Origin of the sequence: Massilia sp. Root133, from assembly GCF_001426525.1 — a bacterium.
Classification (GTDB): Bacteria; Pseudomonadota; Gammaproteobacteria; order Burkholderiales; family Burkholderiaceae_D; genus Telluria; species Telluria orientalis.
In genome coordinates, this window is record NZ_LMEW01000034.1 from 47,347 (window position 1) to 67,027 (window position 19,681).

General features: G+C 65.6%; 19 protein-coding genes and 1 pseudogene. 11 read left to right on the top strand and 9 right to left on the bottom strand.

Annotated features, from left to right (window positions below):
• Nucleotides 1–41 precede the first annotated feature (41 nt).
• The 3 genes from ASD28_RS24745 to aroE all read right to left on the bottom strand — a co-directional run bounded on the left by ASD28_RS24745 (nt 42) and on the right by aroE (nt 2,639).
• On the bottom strand, nt 42–938 hold the full coding sequence (locus tag ASD28_RS24745; protein ID WP_056135913.1) for an SMP-30/gluconolactonase/LRE family protein: 897 nt from the start codon (nt 936–938) through the stop codon (nt 42–44).
• A 105-nt stretch (nt 939–1,043) separates the two neighbouring features.
• Nucleotides 1,044–1,766, bottom strand: coding sequence for a ribonuclease activity regulator RraA (locus ASD28_RS24750; protein WP_056134933.1), 723 nt, complete (start codon nt 1,764–1,766; stop codon nt 1,044–1,046).
• Nucleotides 1,767–1,778: 12 nt separating this feature from the next.
• A complete protein-coding gene (gene aroE / locus ASD28_RS24755; RefSeq protein WP_056134935.1) occupies nt 1,779–2,639 on the bottom strand; it encodes a shikimate dehydrogenase in 861 nt (286 codons plus the stop codon).
• Nucleotides 2,640–2,934: 295 nt separating this feature from the next.
• On the opposite strand from aroE, the gene ASD28_RS24760 reads away from it, so the two are divergent.
• From ASD28_RS24760 to ASD28_RS24770, 3 genes are all read left to right on the top strand, one after another.
• Complete coding sequence (locus ASD28_RS24760) at nt 2,935–3,987, top strand: LacI family DNA-binding transcriptional regulator (RefSeq protein WP_056134938.1); 1,053 nt, start codon at nt 2,935–2,937, stop codon at nt 3,985–3,987.
• 304 nt (nt 3,988–4,291) lie between these two features.
• Nucleotides 4,292–5,071: a rhamnogalacturonan acetylesterase gene (locus tag ASD28_RS24765; protein ID WP_056134941.1), complete on the top strand. Its 780-nt coding sequence runs from the start codon at nt 4,292–4,294 to the stop codon at nt 5,069–5,071.
• 70 nt (nt 5,072–5,141) lie between these two features.
• Nucleotides 5,142–6,572: a right-handed parallel beta-helix repeat-containing protein gene (locus ASD28_RS24770; protein ID WP_056134944.1), complete on the top strand. Its 1,431-nt coding sequence runs from the start codon at nt 5,142–5,144 to the stop codon at nt 6,570–6,572.
• A gap of 6 nt (nt 6,573–6,578) precedes the next feature.
• On the opposite strand, the gene ASD28_RS24775 is transcribed toward ASD28_RS24770, so the two are convergent.
• The 3 genes from ASD28_RS24775 to ASD28_RS24785 are packed head-to-tail and all read right to left on the bottom strand — an operon-like array spanning nt 6,579 to nt 9,255.
• Entirely contained in the window at nt 6,579–7,763 is a 1,185-nt protein-coding gene (locus ASD28_RS24775) for an SGNH/GDSL hydrolase family protein (RefSeq protein WP_056134947.1), read from the bottom strand.
• Between the two features lie 10 nt (nt 7,764–7,773).
• Nucleotides 7,774–8,340: a TetR/AcrR family transcriptional regulator gene (locus ASD28_RS24780; protein ID WP_056134949.1), complete on the bottom strand. Its 567-nt coding sequence runs from the start codon at nt 8,338–8,340 to the stop codon at nt 7,774–7,776.
• A 42-nt stretch (nt 8,341–8,382) separates the two neighbouring features.
• On the bottom strand, nt 8,383–9,255 hold the full coding sequence (locus ASD28_RS24785; RefSeq protein WP_056134952.1) for a LysR family transcriptional regulator: 873 nt from the start codon (nt 9,253–9,255) through the stop codon (nt 8,383–8,385).
• A gap of 108 nt (nt 9,256–9,363) precedes the next feature.
• Here ASD28_RS24785 and ASD28_RS24790 point away from each other — a divergent pair.
• Together ASD28_RS24790 and ASD28_RS24795 are read left to right on the top strand one after the other, a co-directional pair.
• A pseudogene (locus tag ASD28_RS24790) lies at nt 9,364–9,564 on the top strand (SDR family NAD(P)-dependent oxidoreductase); the annotation flags it as partial.
• A 31-nt stretch (nt 9,565–9,595) separates the two neighbouring features.
• Complete coding sequence (locus tag ASD28_RS24795; protein WP_082577370.1) at nt 9,596–11,143, top strand: MFS transporter; 1,548 nt, start codon at nt 9,596–9,598, stop codon at nt 11,141–11,143.
• Here the strand turns inward: ASD28_RS24795 and ASD28_RS33400 are convergent.
• From ASD28_RS33400 to ASD28_RS24805, 3 genes are read right to left on the bottom strand one after another with little or no spacing between them, the layout of a single operon-like run.
• Complete coding sequence (locus tag ASD28_RS33400) at nt 11,073–11,318, bottom strand: SDR family NAD(P)-dependent oxidoreductase (RefSeq protein ID WP_082577371.1); 246 nt, start codon at nt 11,316–11,318, stop codon at nt 11,073–11,075. The two genes, ASD28_RS24795 and ASD28_RS33400, sit on opposite strands and share 71 nt — an antisense overlap.
• A gap of 25 nt (nt 11,319–11,343) precedes the next feature.
• Nucleotides 11,344–11,676 (bottom strand): hypothetical protein, encoded by a 333-nt coding sequence (locus ASD28_RS24800; RefSeq protein WP_056134961.1) that lies wholly within the window; start codon nt 11,674–11,676, stop codon nt 11,344–11,346.
• Between the two features lie 27 nt (nt 11,677–11,703).
• On the bottom strand, nt 11,704–12,585 hold the full coding sequence (locus ASD28_RS24805; RefSeq protein ID WP_056134963.1) for a helix-turn-helix domain-containing protein: 882 nt from the start codon (nt 12,583–12,585) through the stop codon (nt 11,704–11,706).
• Between the two features lie 219 nt (nt 12,586–12,804).
• Between ASD28_RS24805 and ASD28_RS24810 the strand changes: the two genes are divergently transcribed.
• From ASD28_RS24810 to pyrC, 6 genes are read left to right on the top strand one after another with little or no spacing between them, the layout of a single operon-like run.
• Nucleotides 12,805–14,205 (top strand): aspartate ammonia-lyase, encoded by a 1,401-nt coding sequence (locus tag ASD28_RS24810; protein WP_056134966.1) that lies wholly within the window; start codon nt 12,805–12,807, stop codon nt 14,203–14,205.
• A gap of 59 nt (nt 14,206–14,264) precedes the next feature.
• The gene (locus ASD28_RS24815; protein WP_056134970.1) at nt 14,265–15,491 is read left to right on the top strand and encodes an MFS transporter; all 1,227 of its coding nucleotides are present in this window, start codon (nt 14,265–14,267) and stop codon (nt 15,489–15,491) included.
• A gap of 31 nt (nt 15,492–15,522) precedes the next feature.
• Entirely contained in the window at nt 15,523–16,377 is an 855-nt protein-coding gene (locus ASD28_RS24820; protein ID WP_056134973.1) for a dihydroorotate dehydrogenase electron transfer subunit, read from the top strand.
• Entirely contained in the window at nt 16,371–17,306 is a 936-nt protein-coding gene (locus ASD28_RS24825; protein WP_056134975.1) for a dihydroorotate dehydrogenase, read from the top strand. The genes ASD28_RS24820 and ASD28_RS24825 overlap by 7 nt, the downstream gene beginning before the upstream one ends.
• The gene (locus ASD28_RS24830) at nt 17,303–18,604 is read left to right on the top strand and encodes a hydantoinase/carbamoylase family amidase (RefSeq protein WP_082577372.1); all 1,302 of its coding nucleotides are present in this window, start codon (nt 17,303–17,305) and stop codon (nt 18,602–18,604) included. The genes ASD28_RS24825 and ASD28_RS24830 overlap by 4 nt, the downstream gene beginning before the upstream one ends.
• Nucleotides 18,601–19,677 carry a dihydroorotase gene (pyrC, locus tag ASD28_RS24835; protein WP_056134977.1) on the top strand — a complete coding sequence of 359 codons (1,077 nt, stop codon included), beginning with the start codon at nt 18,601–18,603 and terminating at the stop codon, nt 19,675–19,677. The genes ASD28_RS24830 and pyrC overlap by 4 nt, the downstream gene beginning before the upstream one ends.
• Nucleotides 19,678–19,681 lie beyond the last annotated feature (4 nt).

Sequence of the window (19,681 nt, forward strand, 5' to 3'; positions counted from 1 at the left end):
GCATCGTCACGTATCAGTCGCGGTAACCCGGTACGGTGCGCTCAACCGTGAAACAGGGTTTCCGCCACGCCTGTGACGCCAGGGCGCAGCAGGACGACCGCCCCGGCCCAGTCGTCCCCCTCGGCCTTGCCGGCGGAGATGGACGTCACCAGCAGGGTGTCGAGCCCGGCGCCGCCGAAGCTGCACATGGAGGGTTTCAACATCGGTACATCGATGCGCCTGTCCAGCCTTCCATCAGGCGTAAAGCGCAGGATGCACCCGCCGTCATTGCCACAGATCCAGTAGCAGCCGTCGCTATCGACCGCCGCCCCGTCCGGCCGCCCGGCAAGCGCATTCATGTCGACGAACAGGCGCTGCCTGCTCGGCATGCCGTCGTCGACGTCGTAGTCGAATGCCCACACCAGCTGGCGTTGGGGATGCGAGTCGGACAGATACATGGTACGCCCATCGGGCGACCAGGCCAGGCCGTTCTGCACCAGCAGGCCCGAGACGACGGGCGCCGATACACCGTGCTGCGCGGTGTAGCGATGCAGGTTGCCCAGCGGCCGGTTGGCGGCGATATCCGCGCACATGGTGCCGCTCCAGAATCGCCCCTGGCGATCGCAACGACCGTCGTTGAAACGCATGCCGCGACCCAGGCCCCCGGCCGGCGCCGCGAGCTTCCGTTGGGCAGCCATTGGGCCACTGCCCAGTTCGAGGCTGAAAATGCCGCTCTCCATGCCCGCTATCAAGCCGCCGCTTTGCTTGAGCGCGATCGATGCGACCATTTCCGTCGTTTGCCAGGTGTCGAGCCGGCCCGACGCCGCATCCAGGCGCCAGATGGTCCTGGCCGGAATGTCGACCCAGTACCATGCGGCCTGTTCGGTGCACCACAGCGGGCTTTCCCCCACGCTGCAGCGAACGTCGGCGACCATGTCGACGCCGCGTGTGTTTGTCATGTGAGCCATTGGATCCTTGCATGTTGGTTGGAAGCGCCGGTGCGCCGCATCGAAGGAAACGCCACTGTTCCCCCAGTCCGTTTCCCCGCACGCCGGGTGCCGTCCTTACTTGGCGCCGCGGCGTGCCCGCCAGGCTTCATAGAGCGGCAAGGTCTCTGGAGCCGTTGCGGGATACAGGCCGATGATCGATGCGCCGCCTGCCACCTGTTCCAGCACGAAGTCCTCGAAACGCTCCATCTCGAGCGCGTCGCGCGCGACCTCCTCGGCCAGGTGGGCCGGGATGCATACCACGCCGTCGTCATCGCCGACCATGATGTCGCCGGGATACACGGGCACCCCACCGCAGCCGATGGGCGCGTTCAGGTCCAACGCATGGTGACGGATCAGGTTGGTCGGCGCCGAGGCGCCGGCGCACCAGGCCGGCATATCGAGCTGGGCGATACCGCTGGCATCGCGCAATCCGCCGTCGGTGACAATGCCGGCCGCGCCACGCACCTGCATGCGCGTGGCCAGGATGCTGCCGGCCGACGCCACCGAGACATCACCGCGGCAGTCCATGACCAGCACCGCGCCAGGGGGGATCTCCTCGACCGCCACGCGCTGCGGATGGCGCGGGTCGCGGAAGGTCTCGATGCCGTCCAGATCCTCGCGCGACGGGATGTAGCGCAAGGTGTAAGCCGGTCCGGCCAGGCGCTGCCCGGGCTTGAGCGGGCGCGCTCCCTGAATGAATACATTGCGAAAGCCACGTTTGTACAGCAAGGAGGTCAGGGTGGCGGTGCTGACGGTCTTGAGGGTGTCTAATGTGCTGCGGGATACTGCTTGAGTCATGTTTTGGTCCGGTTAAATAGTCGATTGAAATTGTTCCGCTTGCCGGGATGTGCACTGGTCGCCGGCACGCAGTGCGGCGTACACCGGCGCCGTGTCGGGGCGCACTGCGCGCCACAGTAGAAAGGCTTCCGCTGCCTGTTCGACCAGCATGCCCAAGCCGTCCCGCGTGTCTATGCCGTGCTCGGCCGCGAAGCGCATGAACACGGTTGGCTCCCTGCCATACATCATGTCGTAAGCCAGGGCGCCGGACGCGAACACATCCGGGCGCACCGGCGGCAACTGATCGTCCATGCTGGCCGACGTGGCGTTGATGACGACATCGAAGCCGCCCTGCAGGGCATGAAAATCGCGGGCCAGGATGTTCCCGTGCGCGGCAAACCCGGCAGCCAGTCCGGCCGCTTTCGCTGCCGTGCGATTGGCGATCGTCAGCGATGCCGTGCCCGCCTGCAGCAGCGGCAGGACGGCACCGCGCGCCGCACCGCCCGCGCCGAGCATCAAGACCTTCTTGCCCTCGAGCGCGACACCTGCGCCGTGTTCGATATCGCGCACCAGGCCCGCGCCGTCGGTGTTGTCGCCCACGATACGTCCGTCGACGATATGCAGGGCATTGACCGCGCCGGCCGCACGGGCGCGCGCGGTCAGCATGTCGGCCAGCCCGTGCGCCTCGAGCTTGAAGGGTACGGTCACACTCAAACCCTTGCCGCCCTGCGCCACGAAACCGCGCATGACGGTGACAAAGCCGTCCAGCGGGGCCAGCAAGCGCTCATAGGCAAGATTCTGTCCGGTCTGCCCGGCAAACGCGGCGTGGATTTGGGGTGACTTGCTGTGGGCGACCGGATGGCCGATCACCGCGTATCGATCAGGTGCGTTCATTGGTTGCTTCTTTCAATTTGTGTGAGATTTCCTCGCTCCGCCACACTAAAGCGATTTACTGTAACGATTTAGTGAGGGCAGCGCAGGTTACTGTCAAATCGTGTCCGCGTCAACGGGGCATCGAGCGGACCCGGGGGATCTCACCAGGTTGCTGCGATCGGTTTCAAGGTATTCTGCCGAATGGCGCTGCAGCCGGCGCGGCCCCTGTTTGCATCGTTTTACTAGAACCATGGACTATAATGCGGTTGTCCAGGCGACAATGCCGTGCGCCGGATGTTGAGCCGACTGAGAGACCATGAGCGAACCAAAGATCCAGGACGTCGCGCGCCTGGCGGGCGTATCCCCCTCGAGCATCTCGAACTACCTGAACAACCGGATGGGCCAGATGCGCCCGGAGACGCAGGCCAAAATCGAATGGGCGATCAAGCAGCTGGGCTACCGTCCGAACATTGCCGCGCGCCAGCTCAAGACCGGCGTCGCCGCCATGGTCGGCCTGCTCGTGCCGTCGCTGGCCAACCAGTTCTTCGGGGCGCTGGCCTGTGCGGTGGAAGCCGCCGCCGCACGCCACCATTGTCACGTCATGACCTTCAGCACATTTCGCGACCCGGAGCGCGAGCGCACCCTGACGGCAGACCTGCTGGCGTATGGCGTACAGGGCGTGATCACCGGCTCGGCACTCAGCGACACCAATCACCTGGCATCGATCGCGGCGCGCTGTCCGGTGGTGGCGTTCGACATCAAGCAAACCGACGAGCGCCATTCCCACATCAACACCATTTCGATGGACAACGCGGCTGCCACCGGGATCGCGGTGGCGCATCTGGCCGCGCTCGGCCACCGTGCGATTGCGCTCCTGACGCCCCCGCCCTTCACCCTGAACCGGCAGGAGCGGGTGCGCGGTTTCCAGCACGCCGTCGCCGAAGCCGGCATCAGCGGCGAGGTGTTGATTACCGACGCCTCCGACATACCCAGCGACCCGCATGGTGACACCCAGTTGTTCGAGATGGGCCGCAGCAGCGCGGCGCGCATCCTGGCGGCACCCTCCAGGCCGACCGCGGCCATTGCCATCAACGACATGATGGCAATCGGCGTCGGGGTCGGCCTCAAGCAGCTGGGCAAGCGGATTCCCGCGGATTGCTCGCTGATCGGCATCGACGACATTTTTTTCGCGGCCGCGCATGATCCGGCCCTGACCACCATACGCCAGCCGATCCAGGCCATGGCCGACGCAGCGGTCCAGCGCATCCTGGCGCCCGCCTCTGCCCCCGGCGGCGCCTTGTTCGCGCCGGAGCTGATCGTGCGGGAATCGACCGCGCTGCCTGCGCGCTCGCTCGCAAGCGCACCATGAGGACATCATGACGGGATCGCTGGCAACGGCGTCATCCCTGATCCGTGGACACTGCACCCTGACCTGACCGTCGACCAGCCGGGCAGAATCCTTGCGTTCGCTGGCGACGATCGACCGCGGCCGCCTGCCGCCGACCGCAGCGCGGCAATCCAGACCGGCCGCCAAATTCTCCCGCACGAATTCCCTGTATTCATGCGCACCCTGCCAATCGACTAAATCGATGCACTAAATCGTTGCACCAACACGATTTCTCCTGTAGATTGGCTCGCACGGCTAACGACCATCTCTAATTCGGGAGACCATCATGGCACGACGCTTCCTTACTCTTTCCGTAACGATTGCCCTGGTTCTTTGCGGCGGTCTTTCCGCTGCTGCCGACCTACCCAAACCTATCCGCGTCATCCTCGTCGGCGACTCGACCATGGCGAGCGGGAGTGGCTACGGCGACGCCCTGTGCGCGCGCTTCGTTGCCGAAGCCAAGTGCATCAACCTGGCGCGCGGCGGCCGCAGCACGTCGACGTTCCGACAGGAACAACGCTGGGCCGAAGTCGAGACCCTGTTGCGCGACGGGGACGCCTTCAGCGCCACTTATGTGCTGATCCAGTTCGGACACAACGACCAGCCCGGCAAGGGCGAGCGTTCGACCGACCTCGTTACCGGGTTCGGGCCCAATATGTCGCGCTACGCGAGCGAGACGAAAGCGCTCGGCGGCGTGCCGGTCCTGGTCTCGCCGCTCGCTCGCCGGACCTTCAAGGGCCCCTATTTGAAAGACACGCTGGGACCTTGGGCAGAGGCCACCCGCGTGGCCGCGGCTCGCGAAAAGGCGGCCTTCCTCGATCTGCATGCCGACAGCATTGCGGCATTGCAGGCGATGGGCCAGAAAGAAGCCGACACGCTGGCGGTGGCGCCGCCGGAACAAGAACCCGTCTCTTCCAATCCGAACGGCGTCGAAGTCGTCGGCGCACCGAAACGGGCGTTCGACTATACCCACGTCGGCGCCAAGGGCGCGGAATTCTTCGCCAGGATGGTCCAGGCGGAATTGACGGCCGCGATTCCGTCCATCAAACCTTACTTCAAGCCGTAGGCTGACCATTGTTGGCCTATGTATTTCCACACCGCGTACGCACGGACAGATGAATCTATTGGAGGGGACAATGAATATCAACAATCCGAATTTCAACAAATTGGGTATCGGCCTGGCCATGACCATGCTGGTGGCCGGTTGCGGCGCCGGCGATACGGTCAGCGGCACCAGGACCAGCAGAGTGTTATCCACCATCACCACGACAGTCCCGCCGGGCAATCCTGGCCTGCGCGAATCAGACGGCACTCTCCATGTGATTCCCACGCCGGCCGCCGCACCCACGATCGTCAATGTCGTCACCCGGGCAGCCGAATTAGGCAAGAATATCGATCTGGCGGATAACTCGATCAGTGACCAAGCAGCCATCGATGCCGTTCTCGCCGATGTCGCACCTGGCAGCACCGTATATTTTCCGAACGGGACGTACAACGTTTCCACGATCGCTTTGAAAAAGAGCGGGGTCCATATCATGGGTCAGAGTCGCGACGGTGCCATCATCAAATCCGACCTTTCCCTGGCCGGTTCGGCCATGACCATCATGGGTTTGCACGATATCGTGGTCGGCCATCTGACGTTCACGTCGACCTGGGCTGGTACCTATTCCACCGATACGGTGAACAACAATCCGTCTGCCGGAGGTCCGCTCAACATGATTGCGACCGGCAAGAATACCTACAATGTCACGATCGACAGCGTCGTGTGCGAAAAGTTCGACCGCATCGGCGTGCGTATCGGCGGCGGTTCGCACGACATCCTGGTGAAAAGTTCGATCGCCCGTAATGCCACCGATGTCGGCGGGGGCGGAGCAGGATACGGATTCGTCATCACCGGTGATTCCCACCTGGATGCCGGCACGAATCCTTTCCTGGGTAACCCGCTGAAAGACACTTATTTCGTAAAGTTCGACAACAATACGACCGTGGCACCGTATATTCGCCACGGCGTGATCGTGCAATATTGGGCGCACAATAACCTGATTACCAATAGCCACTTCGACGGCACCAGACTCGACTCGATCGATTTGCACGGCGAAGATGAATACGCCAACGAAGTCACCAACAACCCGATCACGAATTCGCAACGTGCCGCCATCGCGCTGGGCAATTCCGGCTCCACCCATGACAAGACCGGCGTCGCTAACTGGATCCACGATAACGATCTGGTCGGCAATACTCTGGGTATTTGGGTTGGGTACGGCACCCAAGGCACGACAATCGAGAACAACACGATCCGTGACAATGCGTCGCTCTCTCCCGTCTCCCCTCGCGGCATTTTGTTGGGCAGCAGCACCGGCACTGTAGTGAGCAACAACACCATCTCCAATAACACCGTACCGGGATTCATCGCTCTTTATCTGGCAGATGATCCGGCCGCGGGCACGGAACCTGCAGGCGGTCCGAAAAACTGGACGATCAGCGGCAACACGGTCACCAACAGCGGGACAGCATTCAAGGATGCAGCCAGCCTCGACAGCGGCAATAGTATCCAGGCCACGTGGTAGCCGGTTTCAAGCGAATGGACGCCCCTCGCCGAAGGCTGCGGCGGCAAACCGCTCTCCCATCAGCGCGTGCGTCGCACCATCCGGATGCAGCCCGTCGGGCAGCGGCAGGCGGGCATGATCCGCGCCGCCGTACAGGACACGCCCGTCAAGATAATGGATGTTCGGGTCGCTGATGCGCCGTTGCGTCACGATGTCCTTGAGCACGTCGCGGATGATCCTCAAGGTCAGCTTGCCCTTCGCAGCGTCCTCGTCCATGCCGGCGGCCTGGAACTTCAATTGTCCGTCCGAAAAAACGGGCAGCGAGGGGCCGGGCGTATCTTCATGGATAGGGCACAGGATGGGAGACAGGACCATGAGTGGTGTCGTCTTGTGGCCGTCGCGGATCGTGTCCAGGAAGCCATGCACGGCCGGACCAAAACCGCGCAGGCGCATCAGATCCATGTTGACGACATTGATACCGAGCTTGAGGCTGATGAAGTCGGCCTGCTGGTCCCTGATGGTGCGGGCCACGAAAGGATCGAGCAGCGCACTGCCGCCAAAGCCCAGGTTCAGCAGATCGACGCCGGCAAGACGGGCCACCACGGCCGGCCAGATGCCCGTCGGATGCCGGGCGTTGGAGCCATGGCTGATCGAGCTGCCGTGATGCAGCCATGTAGTTCGGCCACTGTGCCCGCAAGCGTCCAGCGCTGCGTTGCCGCGCAAGGTGAAGAGCTCGGCGGCCTCGTCGTGAGGCAGCCAGATTTCTACCTCCTTGCTGCCGGCCGGCAGATCGGCGAAGCGCAGCAGGCCAGGCCGCCCTTCCTCGACCTCCGCCCACGGCGCCGTGCCCGTGGACCATGTCGACGGGTCGATGCGCACGACACGTCCGCCAGGGATCGTGCCTTGCCGGACCAGTCGTCCGTCGATCACCAGGTCCCAGGTGCCGTCCGGGCGCGGCGGCAGGCCGGTGTAGACGCGTCTGGTCGGCAAGGCTTCCAACTCGATTGCGGTTGCCTCTGTACGGAAACAGATGCGCACGCCGGACGGCTGCGCCTCCGCCATCAGTAATTGCGGATCGGCCCATTGCCTGCGTGCCCAGGCTGGCAAGCGGTGCGGCACGATCCCGTATTGCGTGTTCTCGAGTTCGATCCAGCCGCGCAGCATCGCTGCCGTGACCGGCGTGCTGAACCATTGTGCGCATGATCGCGTCATCGGCCTGCCCTCATTTTCCAAGCGAACAAAGCATGGCATGCAGCGCGTCGAGCGTCACCTGCCAGGAGGCCTCCGGCGACGGCCGGCTGTGGCCGAAGCTTCCCGACGACTCGAGCATCGTGAAGCCGAGGAACACGCTGCCCAGGAGACGGATCGCGTGTGTTTGCGCATGCTCGTCCAGCCCATACCCGCGCAGGACGGCCCGGGTCGCCTGCGCGATCCTGGCCCCGCCGCTGCGCCCGGCCGCCTCGCCGTCCAGCGGATGACGCGCGGCGGCAAAGAGCCCCGGGTGGGCCATGGAAAAGTCCCGGTGGGCATCGGCGAGCGCGATCAAGGCGTCCCGGCCGGCACGGCCGGCGATCGCATCCGCAATCCGGTCCGCCAGCTTGTCCAGGGCATACAGCGCGATCCGGACCTTGATGTCGTTCGCGCTGGCCACATGGGAATACAGGCTGGCGACTTTCACATCGAATTGCCTGGCAAGCGCGCTCGGCGTGACGGCCTCGAATCCGGACGCGTCGGCCAGCTTCGCGCCAGCCTCGACCAGGCGGTCGATTGTCAGTCCTGCCCTTGCCATGGTATCCCCCTCCAAATATAGCTAGGAGAATACCTAAAACCATTAGGTTTGTCGAGCATGGGGCTCGGTGTGCACCATGGCGTCCGCGATTTCCAGCATCGCCCGCAGGCGGTCCATATGCCGCAGGTCCTGGTGGTAGCCGACCCAGACGTCCCTGCCGGGCGGCTGGTCCGGCGTGTCGATACGCTGCAAGCCGGCCGTTGCGTCGCCCAGCGGCCTTGGCAATACCGCAATGCCCATGCCGCGCAGGCACATCTGTGCCTGAACGGCCCGGCTCGTGCTTGTGAAGACCCGCCGCGACAGCGGGAACCTGTCGAGCAACCAGGCGACATCGGGAAAGTGGGATTGTGCGGTATTCATGAGAATCAATCCCACCGAAGCCGGATCGTTCTGCATCGCCGCCGCGGTGTCAGCCGAGCCGTACAGACCGTAAGGCACCGTCATCAGGCGGCGCTGGACGATGTCCGGCTCGCTGAACGGCACGATGCGAAACGCCACATCGGCCTCGCGGCGCGACAGATTCAACAAGCGGTAACTGGCGATCACTTCCGGCACCACGGCCGGATGGCGGTGCGTCAGTTCGGCCAGGACGGGTGCGAGGACATAGCCCGCAAACCATTCAGCGGCAGATATCCGCAAGATGCCTTCAAGGCGCTCGTGGTTGCCCGCCAGACGCCTCTCCATGGCCAGCGCGGCATCTTCCATGGATTCCGCCAGGCCCAGCACGGCATCCCCGGCGTCCGTGAGGACCAATCCATCCCTGGTCCTGCGGAAGAGCGCCTGCTCCGCCTCGTCTTCGAGCGCCTTGATCCGGCGCCCTACCGTCGGATGGCTCACACCCAGGGTCCGCGCGGCCTCGCCGAACGATCCGCTACGCACTACCGCCAGGAAAATCCGGACGTCGCTCCATTCCATTTCATAACTCCGTACAAAAATGTACGTGAAATGTACATGCATGGCAGTTCACACACAATACTGTACGCGTCACCATGACGTCGTTGCCAACTATTGCAAACCTCAAACATGAACAAGTTGAAAGACAAGGTCGCCATCGTGACGGGTGCTTCCAAGGGTGTCGGCGCGGCCATCGCCCGCCAGCTGGCGGCGGACGGCGCGCTGGTCGTCGCCAATTACGCCTCGAGCAGGAGCGGTGCCGAAAAAGTGGTTGCCGACATCGAAGCGGCCGGCGGGACGGCCATTGCGGTGGACGCGGACGTCACCAGGAAAACGGTGCGCTGAAATTCCAGGAGGTGTCATGTCACAAATTCATTCCGCCCCACCCGAGCCGCGCCGCTGGGCGATGTTCGCCGTCCTGCTGGTCGGCTCCTTCCTGCCACCGCTCGACTTCTTCATCGTCAACGTGGCGCTGCCGTCCATCCAGGGTGACCTGGGCACCTCGTCCTCGGCCGAGCAGATGGTCATTTCCGCGTATGCCGCGCTGTATGCGGTCACCCTGATCACGGGCGGGCGCCTCGGCGACCTGTTCGGCCGCAGCCGCGTATTCTTCCTTGGCCTGATCGGCTTCACTGCAGCATCGCTGCTGTGCGGTGTCGCCTGGTCTCCCTGGGCCCTCATTGCCGGGCGCGCCCTGCAGGGCATCACCGCCGCGGTCATGGCGCCACAGGCGCTCGCCTCCATCCAGGCCATCTTCCCGGAATCCGACAAGCCGCTGGCGCTCAGCCTGTACGGCGCGGTGTTCGGCCTGGCCTCGGTCATCGGGCAGGCGCTGGGCGGCGTCCTCATCGCGCTGGACCTGTTCGGCATGGGATGGCGCGCGGTCTTCCTGGTCAACTTGCCGGTGGCCATCCTGGTGATCCTGTTCGGTATCCCTCTCCTGAAACGGACGGGCGGACAAGGCTCGGGCAAACTGGACCCGGGCGGCATGGTCTTGTCGATGCTGACGCTGGCGCTGCTGATCGTGCCGCTGATCGAAGGCCGCGCGGCCGGATGGCCCTGGTGGTCCTGGTTGTCGCTGGCGGCGGCGCCGCTACTGGCGCGGTTCTTCTGGCGCTACGAAACCCGGCTCGCGCGGGCCGGCGGGGCGCCCCTGCTCGATCCCGCGGCCCTGCGTGCGCCGGGGCTGGGCCGCGCCCTCCTGATCGCCCTGTCCTTCTATTCGATCGGTTCCTTCTTCCTGCTGTTTTCGGTCTATCTGCAGAATGCCTTGCGCGTCAGCGCCCTGGACGCCGGCCTGGTCTTCCTGCCTTTCGGCGCCGGATTCCTGCTGGGGCCCCTGGCCACGCCCTGTTTCCGCCGGCACCTGGGCGAATGGGTCAATCCGCTCGGCATGGGACTGGAAACCGCCGGCTTCCTCGGCCTGGCATGGCTGATCTCCGCGACGCCGGACGGCATGGCGCCGGCATCCAGGCAGCTTGCCGTCCTGCTGTTCTTGATCGGCTTCGGACAGGGGCTCGGCTTGCCGACGCTGATGACGATGATCACGGGCTGCGTAGCGCCCGCCCATGCCGGCATGATCGCCGGCATCGCCAGCTCGACCCTGCAGGTGAGCACCGCGCTCAGCGTGGCCCTGGTCGGCGGGATCTTCTACACAGTCCTCGGCGGACGGGACGACCCGGCGGCGATCGCCCACGCCTTCGTCCTCGCCGCCCTGTGCATCGCCCTCTGCCTCGGCGCCGGCGTGGGGCTGGGGATGACGCTCGCCCGCCGCGCCGCCGTCGCGTCCAGGCAAGGCCACTTTGCGATGACCGGCAATGAACCGGCGATCGTTTTGACTACCGGAACCGGCCCGACCGACACCGTGCATGACAACCCGGCGGACGATCCGGGCCGCCGGAGCCGGTGAATGGCGAGACATCGATGCTGCCGGCCGGGGTATTTTCGCGGAACGATTCCGTTTCGGGCGGGCCAGGCGCCGCGCCGTTCGCGGTCATTCCCGTATGCGCCGGTTCGAGCGCCCAGGTCCAGGCAAAACGCGTCATGGCGCTCTTGGATGCCGCGTAGACAGTCCTCTCGGGCATCCCGAGACAATGTTAACGGTCCTGTCTAGAACGGCCGCTTCGACGCCATGTACTCGTTGATCACGGCACTTGCCGTGGCGAGCAATGCAGCTTCTCCCTGACCGAGTGCCGCGCTCAAGCGCTTCATATAGCCAAGCAGCTGCTGCTTGGACTCGTTGGCGGACTCGGTCGAGATCGGTTCGTCGTCGTGCAGGATGACGTAACTGCGCGCGAAATTGTAGATGAGAAAATAAATGGCCGCGTTGCCGGGGTCGCTGCCCATCAGTTCGCGCGTGGCGTCCTTCACGGCGAGAAAGGCATCGGTACCGCTGCCGTTCGGGCTGTGCTCGAACTGTTGAGTAATGTCGTCGAAAGTCATGGTGGTTCTCCAGCCTTGAGTTGATGTTCAAACCTGCTGCAGCATCTTGCGTAGTATCGCTGCGCCTTCCTTGCCCTTGTACGCGCGCTTCCACAACGTGGCGACCATGTCGCTGTAGAGTGCGACTGCTTCGGGCGCGGCAGTCACGGATGCGATCCCGCACGAGATGTTGGGAAACTCGCCGAACCGGAACGGGCTGACGGCGACATACGCCCCGCTGGGACGCTCGAATATCTGGAACGTGGAATTCGGCATGCTTTCATCGACGATCCCGATCTGCATGTCCAGCGGCGAGTCTTCGAGGAGTGCCGCGATGCGGGTCACCTCCGCACGCGCGGCGAGGGAGCGTTCCATCTTGACCGACGGGGGCAGGTCCATGCGGCCGATCAGGCCGAAGTGAACGAAGCGTTCGAGTTCCCGCAATCCGATCAGGCTCACGATCGGTGCCGGATGCGATGCGTACTCGCGTTTCCGTTCCTGCAGCAGCGACATCAGCGCACTGATGCGGTCGTCCGCCAGGCTGTCCTCGCTCTCGCGCAGCATCTGTTCCAGGTGACGGATATAGCCGCTCGACGTGAGCAGGAACGACACGGGCTCGAAGTGCGCCATGATCCTGGTCGCGCCCTGCTCGAGCTGGCGCATGCGCTCGATATAGGCCAATGCGGACGAGTAGTACTCCGTACCCACACCCAGCATCGACGCCAGCGAGGTCCGCAATATCACCGCCAGGCGCTCGAGCGTCTCGATCTTCACGATCTCGCCCTTTTCCATCCTGTACACGGCCGCCCTGGAAATACCGAGCAGTTCAGCTACCTGTTCAGCGCGCAATCCGGCGCCGATCCTGTAGGCGCGCAAACGGGAGCCGATCTCGGCGCCGTTCATGGAAGTCGTCTGTACCCGGTCGTTCATCGTCGTCTCAATATTTAGATTCCTCACTATAGCAGATCTTTGCATGCCCGCAAATGTTTCCACAGACCGCGAAAAAAGCGCTTGCAAAACGAAAAAATTCGACCATAATCTAAAAAAAGAGACAGATGCACTGACTCTCACACCGGAAACGGCTGATCCGCCGTGGCCGACCTTGAATAACGTTTCAACACGTCAACATTGTCTAAAAAAGGAGACAACATGGGCCGCATGGAAAAGGATTTGCTTGGCAACCTTTCAGTGCCTGACGATGCGTACTGGGGTGTGCACACCGCCCGGGCCGTCGCCAATTTCCCGATCACGGGGCGCCCGGTCGGCACGTATCTGACCCTCGTCCGGGCTTTGGGCGCGATCAAGTACGCAGCAGCAAAAACCAACTGCGTCCTCGGCCTGCTCGACGAAAAGCGCGCGTCGGCCATTGCCGGCGCGAGCGAAGAACTGATGCAGGGCCGCTGGCGCGAGCAGTTCGTCGTCGACGTGATCCAGGGCGGCGCCGGTACGTCGACCAACATGAACGCCAACGAAGTCGTCGCCAACCGGGCACTGGAGCTGCTCGGCGCGGGCCGGGGCAGCTACAGCGTGGTCCATCCCATCGACCACGTGAACCTCGGCCAGAGCACCAACGACGTGTATCCGAGCGCGCTGAAGCTCGGCCTGCGCGAGGCCGCCACGGGCATGTTGCGCCCTGCCCTCGAGGGTCTGATCCAGTCGTTCGCGCTGAAGGCCGAGCGCTTCGACGATGTCCTCAAGGTCGGACGCACCCAGTTGCAGGACGCCGTGCCGATGACGCTCGGCCAGGAATTCCGTGTCTTCGCCGACACGCTGCGCGCGGAAGTGAACCGCCTGGACGTGGCCCTGCAGGACCTCACGGTCGTCAACCTCGGCGGCACGGCGATCGGCACCGGCATCAACTGCGACGCGCGCTACGGCATGATCGCCTGCACCTATCTCTCGACCATCTACGGCACCGAGATCCGGCTGGCACCGAACCTGATCGAGGCGACCCAGGATACGAGCGATTTCGTGACCCTGTCGTCCGCGCTGAAGCGCATCGCCGTCAAGCTGTCCAAGATCTCGAACGACCTGCGCCTGCTTTCCAGCGGCCCCGTCGCCGGCCTGCGCGAAATCAACCTGCCGGAACGGGCGGCGGGATCCAGCATCATGCCGGGCAAGGTCAACCCGGTGATCCCCGAGGTGGTGAGCCAGGTCTGCTTCCAGGTCATCGGCAACGACGTCGCCATCTCCCTCGCGGCCGAGGCCGGCCAGCTGCAATTGAACGCGTTCGAGCCGCTGATGGCCCATTTGCTGTTCGACGGCATCCAGGTGCTGTCCGCGGCGTGCGGGACGCTGGCCGACAACTGCGTCGACGGCATCACCGCCAATGCCGAGCACATGGCCGCCCAGCTGCAGCGCTCGGCCAGCCTCGCGACGGCCCTGAACCCGCACATCGGTTACGAGAAAGCGTCGCTCGTCGCCAAGGAAGTGGTGCGTTCGGGGGCCACGGTCGTCCAGGTCGTCAATGCCATGGCGCTGATGGAAGAGGACGAACTGGCCGCCCTGCTGCGTCCGGAATTGCTGACGCGCCCGGGCCGGATGGCCTGAGCCCCATACAAAAACCAAACCACAAGGAGACAAACATGGCGACTCGCAATGCGGCGGATATGCTGCCGACACAACTGGAACTGGACGATGCGCAGCAGGACGTCTACGCCCGCAAGGCCGTCCTCGCGTCCGCGGTCGGCTACGCCCTGGATGGCTTTGACCTGCTCATCCTCGGCTTCATCCTCACCGCCATTTCCGCCGGCCTCGGACTGACGAGCACACAGGCCGGCTCGCTCGTGACCTGGACACTCATCGGCGCCGTCTGCGGCGGCATCTTTTTCGGCGTCCTCAGCGATTACATGGGGCGCGTGAAGGTGCTCACCTGGACCATCCTGATCTTCGCCATCTTCACGGGGCTGTGCGCGTTTGCCCAGGGCTACTGGGACCTGCTGGTCTATCGCACGATTTCCGGCTTCGGCCTGGGCGGCGAGTTCGGGATCGGCATGGCGCTGGCCACGGAAGCCTGCCGGCCGTCGCAGCGCGCCCGGGTCTCGTCGTACGTCGGCGTCGGTTGGCAGGCCGGCGTGCTCGCCGCTGCACTGCTGACTCCGCTCCTGCTGCCCCTCATCGGCTGGCGCGGCATGCTCGCGGTGGGCGTACTGCCGGCCATCGTCGCGTTCATCGTGCGCAAGTACATCGGCGAACCGGAGGTCTTCGTCGAGAGCGCCAGGACGCGGCGCAAGGGCAATCCGCTCAAGCTGCTCGTCGCGGATGCGGCGACGGTCCGCGCCAGCATCGGGGTCGTCATCCTGTGCTCGGTACAGAACTTCGGGTACTACGGCCTGATGATCTGGATGCCGACCTACCTGGCCAAACAGTTCAATTATTCGCTGACGAAGTCGGCCATGTGGACGTCCGTGACGGTCGTCGGCATGGCGTTCGGCATCTGGCTGTTCGGGCAGCTGGCGGACCGACTCGGCCGCAAGCCCACCTTCCTGCTGTACCAGAGCGGCGCGGTCGTCATGGTGTTCGTCTACTCGACGCTCCAGGAGCCCATGGCCCTGCTGGTCGGCGGCGCGGTCATGGGCATGTTCGTCAACGGCATGATCGGCGGCTACGGCGCCCTCATTTCCGAGCTTTACCCGACCCAGGCGCGGGCCACCGCGCAGAACGTCCTGTTCAACATCGGCCGCGCGGTCGGCGGCTTCGGGCCGCTGGCGGTCGGCTATCTCGCCGCGGCCTATTCCTTCGGCACCGCGATCGTCGTGCTCGCGCTGATCTACGTGCTGGACATCGCGGCCACCCTGTTCCTGATCCCGGAGCGCAAGGGCGCCGCCCTCGAATAAGCGCCGCGCGCTTCACTCACAAGGAGACATCATGCAAACCCTCATTCGCAGCGCCGCCGACGCGGTGCCGGCGACCTGCTGCACGCTTCCGCCGGCGCCCGACACGTTGGGCGTCGTCATCAGCAACCGCTGGGTCAACAACGACTACAAGCACCTCGTCCTCGAGGTCAACAGCCGGGCCGCGGCAGCCCGCGCCGGCCAGTTCTTCAATCTGCTGTGCCCGGTGACCGACACCGACAAGCCGTTTTTCCGGCGTCCCATGAGCACGTACCGGGCCGATCCGGCCAGCGGCACCGTGGAGTTCCTGTACAAGGTGACCGGCGCGGGCACCCGCGGCCTCGCCACATTGCGTGCCGAGGACACGCTGCCGATGCTGGGCCCGCTCGGCGTGGGGTTCGACCTGGCACCCGCCTGGCGCAACATCGTCGTGCTCGGCCGCGGCGTCGGCCTCGCCACGCTGGCGCCGCTGTCGGACCTGGCGGCCGCACAGGGCGTCGGCGTCACCGCCATCCTGAGCGCACGCGACCATGCCAACCTGATGTCGCAGCAACGTTTTCGTGCCACCGGCGCGACCGTGATCGAGGTGGTCGACAGCGACGGCAGCAGCGCCCCCGCGAACGTCGAACGCATCCTGCGCGAACTGCACCGCGCAGGACGCGCCGACGCCTTCTATACCTGCGGCTCGAACCGCCTGACGATGCTGATGCAGGCACTGGGCAACGAACTCGGCGTCCCCGGCCAGGTCGCCCTCGAACAGCAGATGGCCTGCGGTATCGGCATGTGCTACTGCTGCGTCCGGGCATTCCGCAAGGGCGACGACATCGTCAGCAAGCGCGTGTGCTGGGACGGTCCCGTGTTCGCCATCGACGAGGTGACGTCATGCTAGATCTTTCCGTTTCGGTCGGCGGCCTGCGGCTGCGCAATCCCGTCATGCCGGCATCGGGCACGTTCGCCGACGGGCTGGCGAACACCATCGACATCAACCGCCTCGGCGCGTTCGTGACGAAGACGATCACGCGCACCAAACGCAGCGGCAACCCCGTACCCCGCGTGGCCGAGATCCAGGCGGGCATGCTCAACGCGATCGGTATTCCCAGCAAGGGCGTCGATGATTTCATCGGGTCGACGGTACCGTTCTACCGTGACTACACGCCGCCGCTGATCGCCAGTATCTCGGCCGACTCGGCGCTCGAATTCGGCGCGCTCGCGGCGCAACTCTCGGCCGTGCCCGGCATTGCCGGCATCGAGGCGAATATCTCGTGCCCGAACATCGAGGAGGACGGCAAGGCGTTCGCCATGCACGCCAGGTCGACGGCGCAGGTGGTCAAGGCCCTGCGCGCCTCGACCCGCCTGCCGCTGTGGGTGAAACTCACGCCGAACACCGGGGAGATCGCAGCGGTGGCGCGCGCCGCGCAGGACGAGGGAGCGGACGCCGTGGTCGTCGCCAACACGATCCTCGGCATGGCGATCGACGTGAACACGCGCCGCCCGCGCCTCGGCAACGTCATGGGCGGCATGTCCGGCCCCGCCGTGAAGCCCATCATGGTGCGGATGACCTACCAGTGCAGCAAGGCGGTATCGATTCCGGTCATCGGTTGCGGCGGGATCGCGAGCGCCGACGATGCCCTCGAATTCATGCTGGCCGGCGCGAAGGCCGTCCAGGTGGGCACGGCGACGTTCGTGCGGCCCGGCGCCATGCTCGACGTGATCGACGGCCTGCTCGCCTACTGCCAGCGCAACGGCATCGCGCGGCTCCAGGACGTCGTCGGCACGGTCGACGACAAGGGTTTTCAACCGTTCGAGGCGCTGGCATGAGCGCGGCATTCATCCGGACGGCAGCGGCGCACCGCGCGCCTTCCCCGCACGGGTCGTCCACGACCCGCTGGCTGGCCCAGGCCGAACGGCTGTTCACTGCCGCGGCGCGCCTGGGACACGACGGCGTCGGCATCACGCGCGAAAGCTACGGCGACGGCGAGTCCGCGGTGCTGGCGCTGTTGCGCGAGTGGGCCGCCGAACGCGGACTCGCCCATGCAACCGACCATGCGGCGAACGGCCTGTTCGCGCAGCGCGCCGCGCGCGAACGCCCGCGCATCGTCTGCGGGTCGCATATCGACTCGGTGCCCCATGGCGGCAACTTCGATGGCCTGGCGGGCGTGATCGCCGGACTCCTGGTGCTCGACCGCCTGGAAAGCGAAGGCGTGCACGTGCCGCTGACGGTCGCGGCGATCCGCGGCGAGGAAAGCGCCTGGTACGGCAAGGCCTACGTCGGTTCGTCCGCCGCACTGGGCAAGTTGAAGGCGCAGGACCTGGCGTTGCGCAATGCGCGCAGCGGGCGCAGCCTGCGCGACGCGCTGGTAGCGGCCGGTGCCGACCTCGACGCCATCGAACGCGGCTGCCGCGCGCCCTGGACGCAGGCGGACGCCTACCTGGAACTGCACATCGAGCAGGGTCCCGTCATGGTCAAGCAGGGCTGGCCGACGGCCATCGTGTCCGGCATCCGCGGCAACGTCCGGCACAACCGGATCGTCTGCATCGGCGAGGCCGGCCATTCCGGCGCCATCCCGCGCGACCTGCGCAAGGACGCGGTGCTGGCGGTGGCGGATCTCCTGATGCGGATGGACAGGCATTGGGCCGGCCTGCTCGCGGAGGGCGAGGATCTCGTCGTCACCAGCGGCATCGTCACCACCGACGCCCACGAGCACGCGGTGTCCCGCATCCCCGGCGAAGCGGCGTTCAGCTTCGAGGCGCGCAGCCAGCACCCGGCGACCCTCGAGCGCGTGCACGCCCTGCTGGTCGCCGAGATCGCGGCCGTGGCGGGCGAGCGGGGCGTGCGTTTCGAACTCGACCGCAAGATCGTGTCGCCGCCGGCGCGCATGGATCCGGGCTTGATGCGCGTCTTGCAGGACGCCGCGGATGCGGCCGGCCAGCCTTGCCCGCAGCTGCCCAGCGGCGCGGGTCACGACGCGGCCCAGTTCGCCAACGCCGGGGTTCCGGCGGCCATGCTCTTCGTGCGCAACGAGCACGGCTCGCACAACCCGCACGAAGCGATGGACTTGGCCGATTTCGTGGCGGCCGTGGAGGTCCTGTATCACGCGGTCAGGAGGCTGGCATGAGCGACGTTCCGATGACGCTGCGCATGCGCCGGCCCGACGACTGGCACCTGCACCTGCGCGACGGCCCCATGCTCGACACGGTCGTGCCCTGGTCGGCCCGGCACTTCCGGCGCGCGATCGTGATGCCGAACCTGGCACGACCGGTCTGCGATGCCCGGGCGGCGGCCGCGTACCGGCACCGGATCCTGGACGCCCTGGCCCGGCACCGCGCGCGGACCGGCATTGCGGACACGTTCGAGCCGCTGATGACGGTCTACCTGACGGACGACACGGACCCGCGCGCGCTGGTCGATGCGTTCCGGCACGGCACGGTGTGCGCGGCGAAGCTGTACCCGGCCCACGCCACGACCAACGCGGCCCACGGCGTACGCGACGTCGCCCGGATCATGCCGGTGCTCGCCGCCATGGCGGACGCCGGGATGCCGCTGCTGGTCCACGCGGAAGCGACGGCGCCTTCGATCGACGTGTTCGACCGGGAAGCGGTCTTCATCGACCAGGTCCTGGTGCCGCTGGTCGCCCGCCTGCCCGGGCTCAAGCTCGTGGTCGAGCACATCACGACCCGGGAAGGTGTCGAGTTCGTCGTGTCGGCCGCGGCGACCGTCGCCGCCACCCTGACGCCGCAACACCTGCTCTACAACCGCAACGCGATGTTCCAGGGCGGCCTGAGGCCGCACCACTACTGCCTGCCGGTACTGAAGCGCGAGGACCACAGGCGCGCGTTGCGGCGGGCGGCCACGTCCGGCAATCCGAAGTTCTTCCTCGGTACCGACTCGGCGCCGCACACGCGCCAGGCGAAGGAATCCGCCTGCGGCTGCGCCGGCATCTTCAACGCCCCGTCCGCGCTGTCGACCTACGCGCAGGTGTTCGAGGAGGAAGGCGCGCTGGACCGCCTGGAGGCGTTCTGTTCGCTCAATGGTCCGGCCTTTTATGGTCTCGCGCCGAATGCCGGCCACGTCACGCTCGTGCGCGCCGGCGAGCGGGTACCGGAGACGATCGATACGGCGGACGGCGGCGTCCTGACGCCATTCCGGGCCGGCGAAACGCTGGACTGGCGCGTCCTGGACGACGCGTAAGCAG

What these genes read in the sequence shown, in the direction of transcription:
- ASD28_RS24785 (WP_056134952.1), bottom strand. Translation starts at nt 9,255, where the DNA reads ATGGAATGGAGCGACGTCCGGATTTTCCTGGCGGTAGTGCGTAGCGGA.
- ASD28_RS24800 (WP_056134961.1), bottom strand. Translation starts at nt 11,676, where the DNA reads ATGACTTTCGACGACATTACTCAACAGTTCGAGCACAGCCCGAACGGC.
- ASD28_RS24805 (WP_056134963.1), bottom strand. Translation starts at nt 12,585, where the DNA reads ATGAACGACCGGGTACAGACGACTTCCATGAACGGCGCCGAGATCGGC.
- ASD28_RS24830 (WP_082577372.1), top strand. Translation starts at nt 17,303, where the DNA reads ATGAGCGCGGCATTCATCCGGACGGCAGCGGCGCACCGCGCGCCTTCC.
- ASD28_RS24810 (WP_056134966.1), top strand. Translation starts at nt 12,805, where the DNA reads ATGGGCCGCATGGAAAAGGATTTGCTTGGCAACCTTTCAGTGCCTGAC.
- ASD28_RS24795 (WP_082577370.1), top strand. Translation starts at nt 9,596, where the DNA reads ATGTCACAAATTCATTCCGCCCCACCCGAGCCGCGCCGCTGGGCGATG.
- ASD28_RS24775 (WP_056134947.1), bottom strand. Translation starts at nt 7,763, where the DNA reads ATGACGCGATCATGCGCACAATGGTTCAGCACGCCGGTCACGGCAGCG.
- aroE (WP_056134935.1), bottom strand. Translation starts at nt 2,639, where the DNA reads ATGAACGCACCTGATCGATACGCGGTGATCGGCCATCCGGTCGCCCAC.
- pyrC (WP_056134977.1), top strand. Translation starts at nt 18,601, where the DNA reads ATGAGCGACGTTCCGATGACGCTGCGCATGCGCCGGCCCGACGACTGG.
- ASD28_RS24745 (WP_056135913.1), bottom strand. Translation starts at nt 938, where the DNA reads ATGACAAACACACGCGGCGTCGACATGGTCGCCGACGTTCGCTGCAGC.
- ASD28_RS24820 (WP_056134973.1), top strand. Translation starts at nt 15,523, where the DNA reads ATGCAAACCCTCATTCGCAGCGCCGCCGACGCGGTGCCGGCGACCTGC.
- ASD28_RS24765 (WP_056134941.1), top strand. Translation starts at nt 4,292, where the DNA reads ATGGCACGACGCTTCCTTACTCTTTCCGTAACGATTGCCCTGGTTCTT.
- ASD28_RS24780 (WP_056134949.1), bottom strand. Translation starts at nt 8,340, where the DNA reads ATGGCAAGGGCAGGACTGACAATCGACCGCCTGGTCGAGGCTGGCGCG.
- ASD28_RS24770 (WP_056134944.1), top strand. Translation starts at nt 5,142, where the DNA reads ATGAATATCAACAATCCGAATTTCAACAAATTGGGTATCGGCCTGGCC.
- ASD28_RS24825 (WP_056134975.1), top strand. Translation starts at nt 16,371, where the DNA reads ATGCTAGATCTTTCCGTTTCGGTCGGCGGCCTGCGGCTGCGCAATCCC.
- ASD28_RS24815 (WP_056134970.1), top strand. Translation starts at nt 14,265, where the DNA reads ATGCTGCCGACACAACTGGAACTGGACGATGCGCAGCAGGACGTCTAC.
- ASD28_RS33400 (WP_082577371.1), bottom strand. Translation starts at nt 11,318, where the DNA reads ATGCCCGAGAGGACTGTCTACGCGGCATCCAAGAGCGCCATGACGCGT.
- ASD28_RS24760 (WP_056134938.1), top strand. Translation starts at nt 2,935, where the DNA reads ATGAGCGAACCAAAGATCCAGGACGTCGCGCGCCTGGCGGGCGTATCC.
- ASD28_RS24750 (WP_056134933.1), bottom strand. Translation starts at nt 1,766, where the DNA reads ATGACTCAAGCAGTATCCCGCAGCACATTAGACACCCTCAAGACCGTC.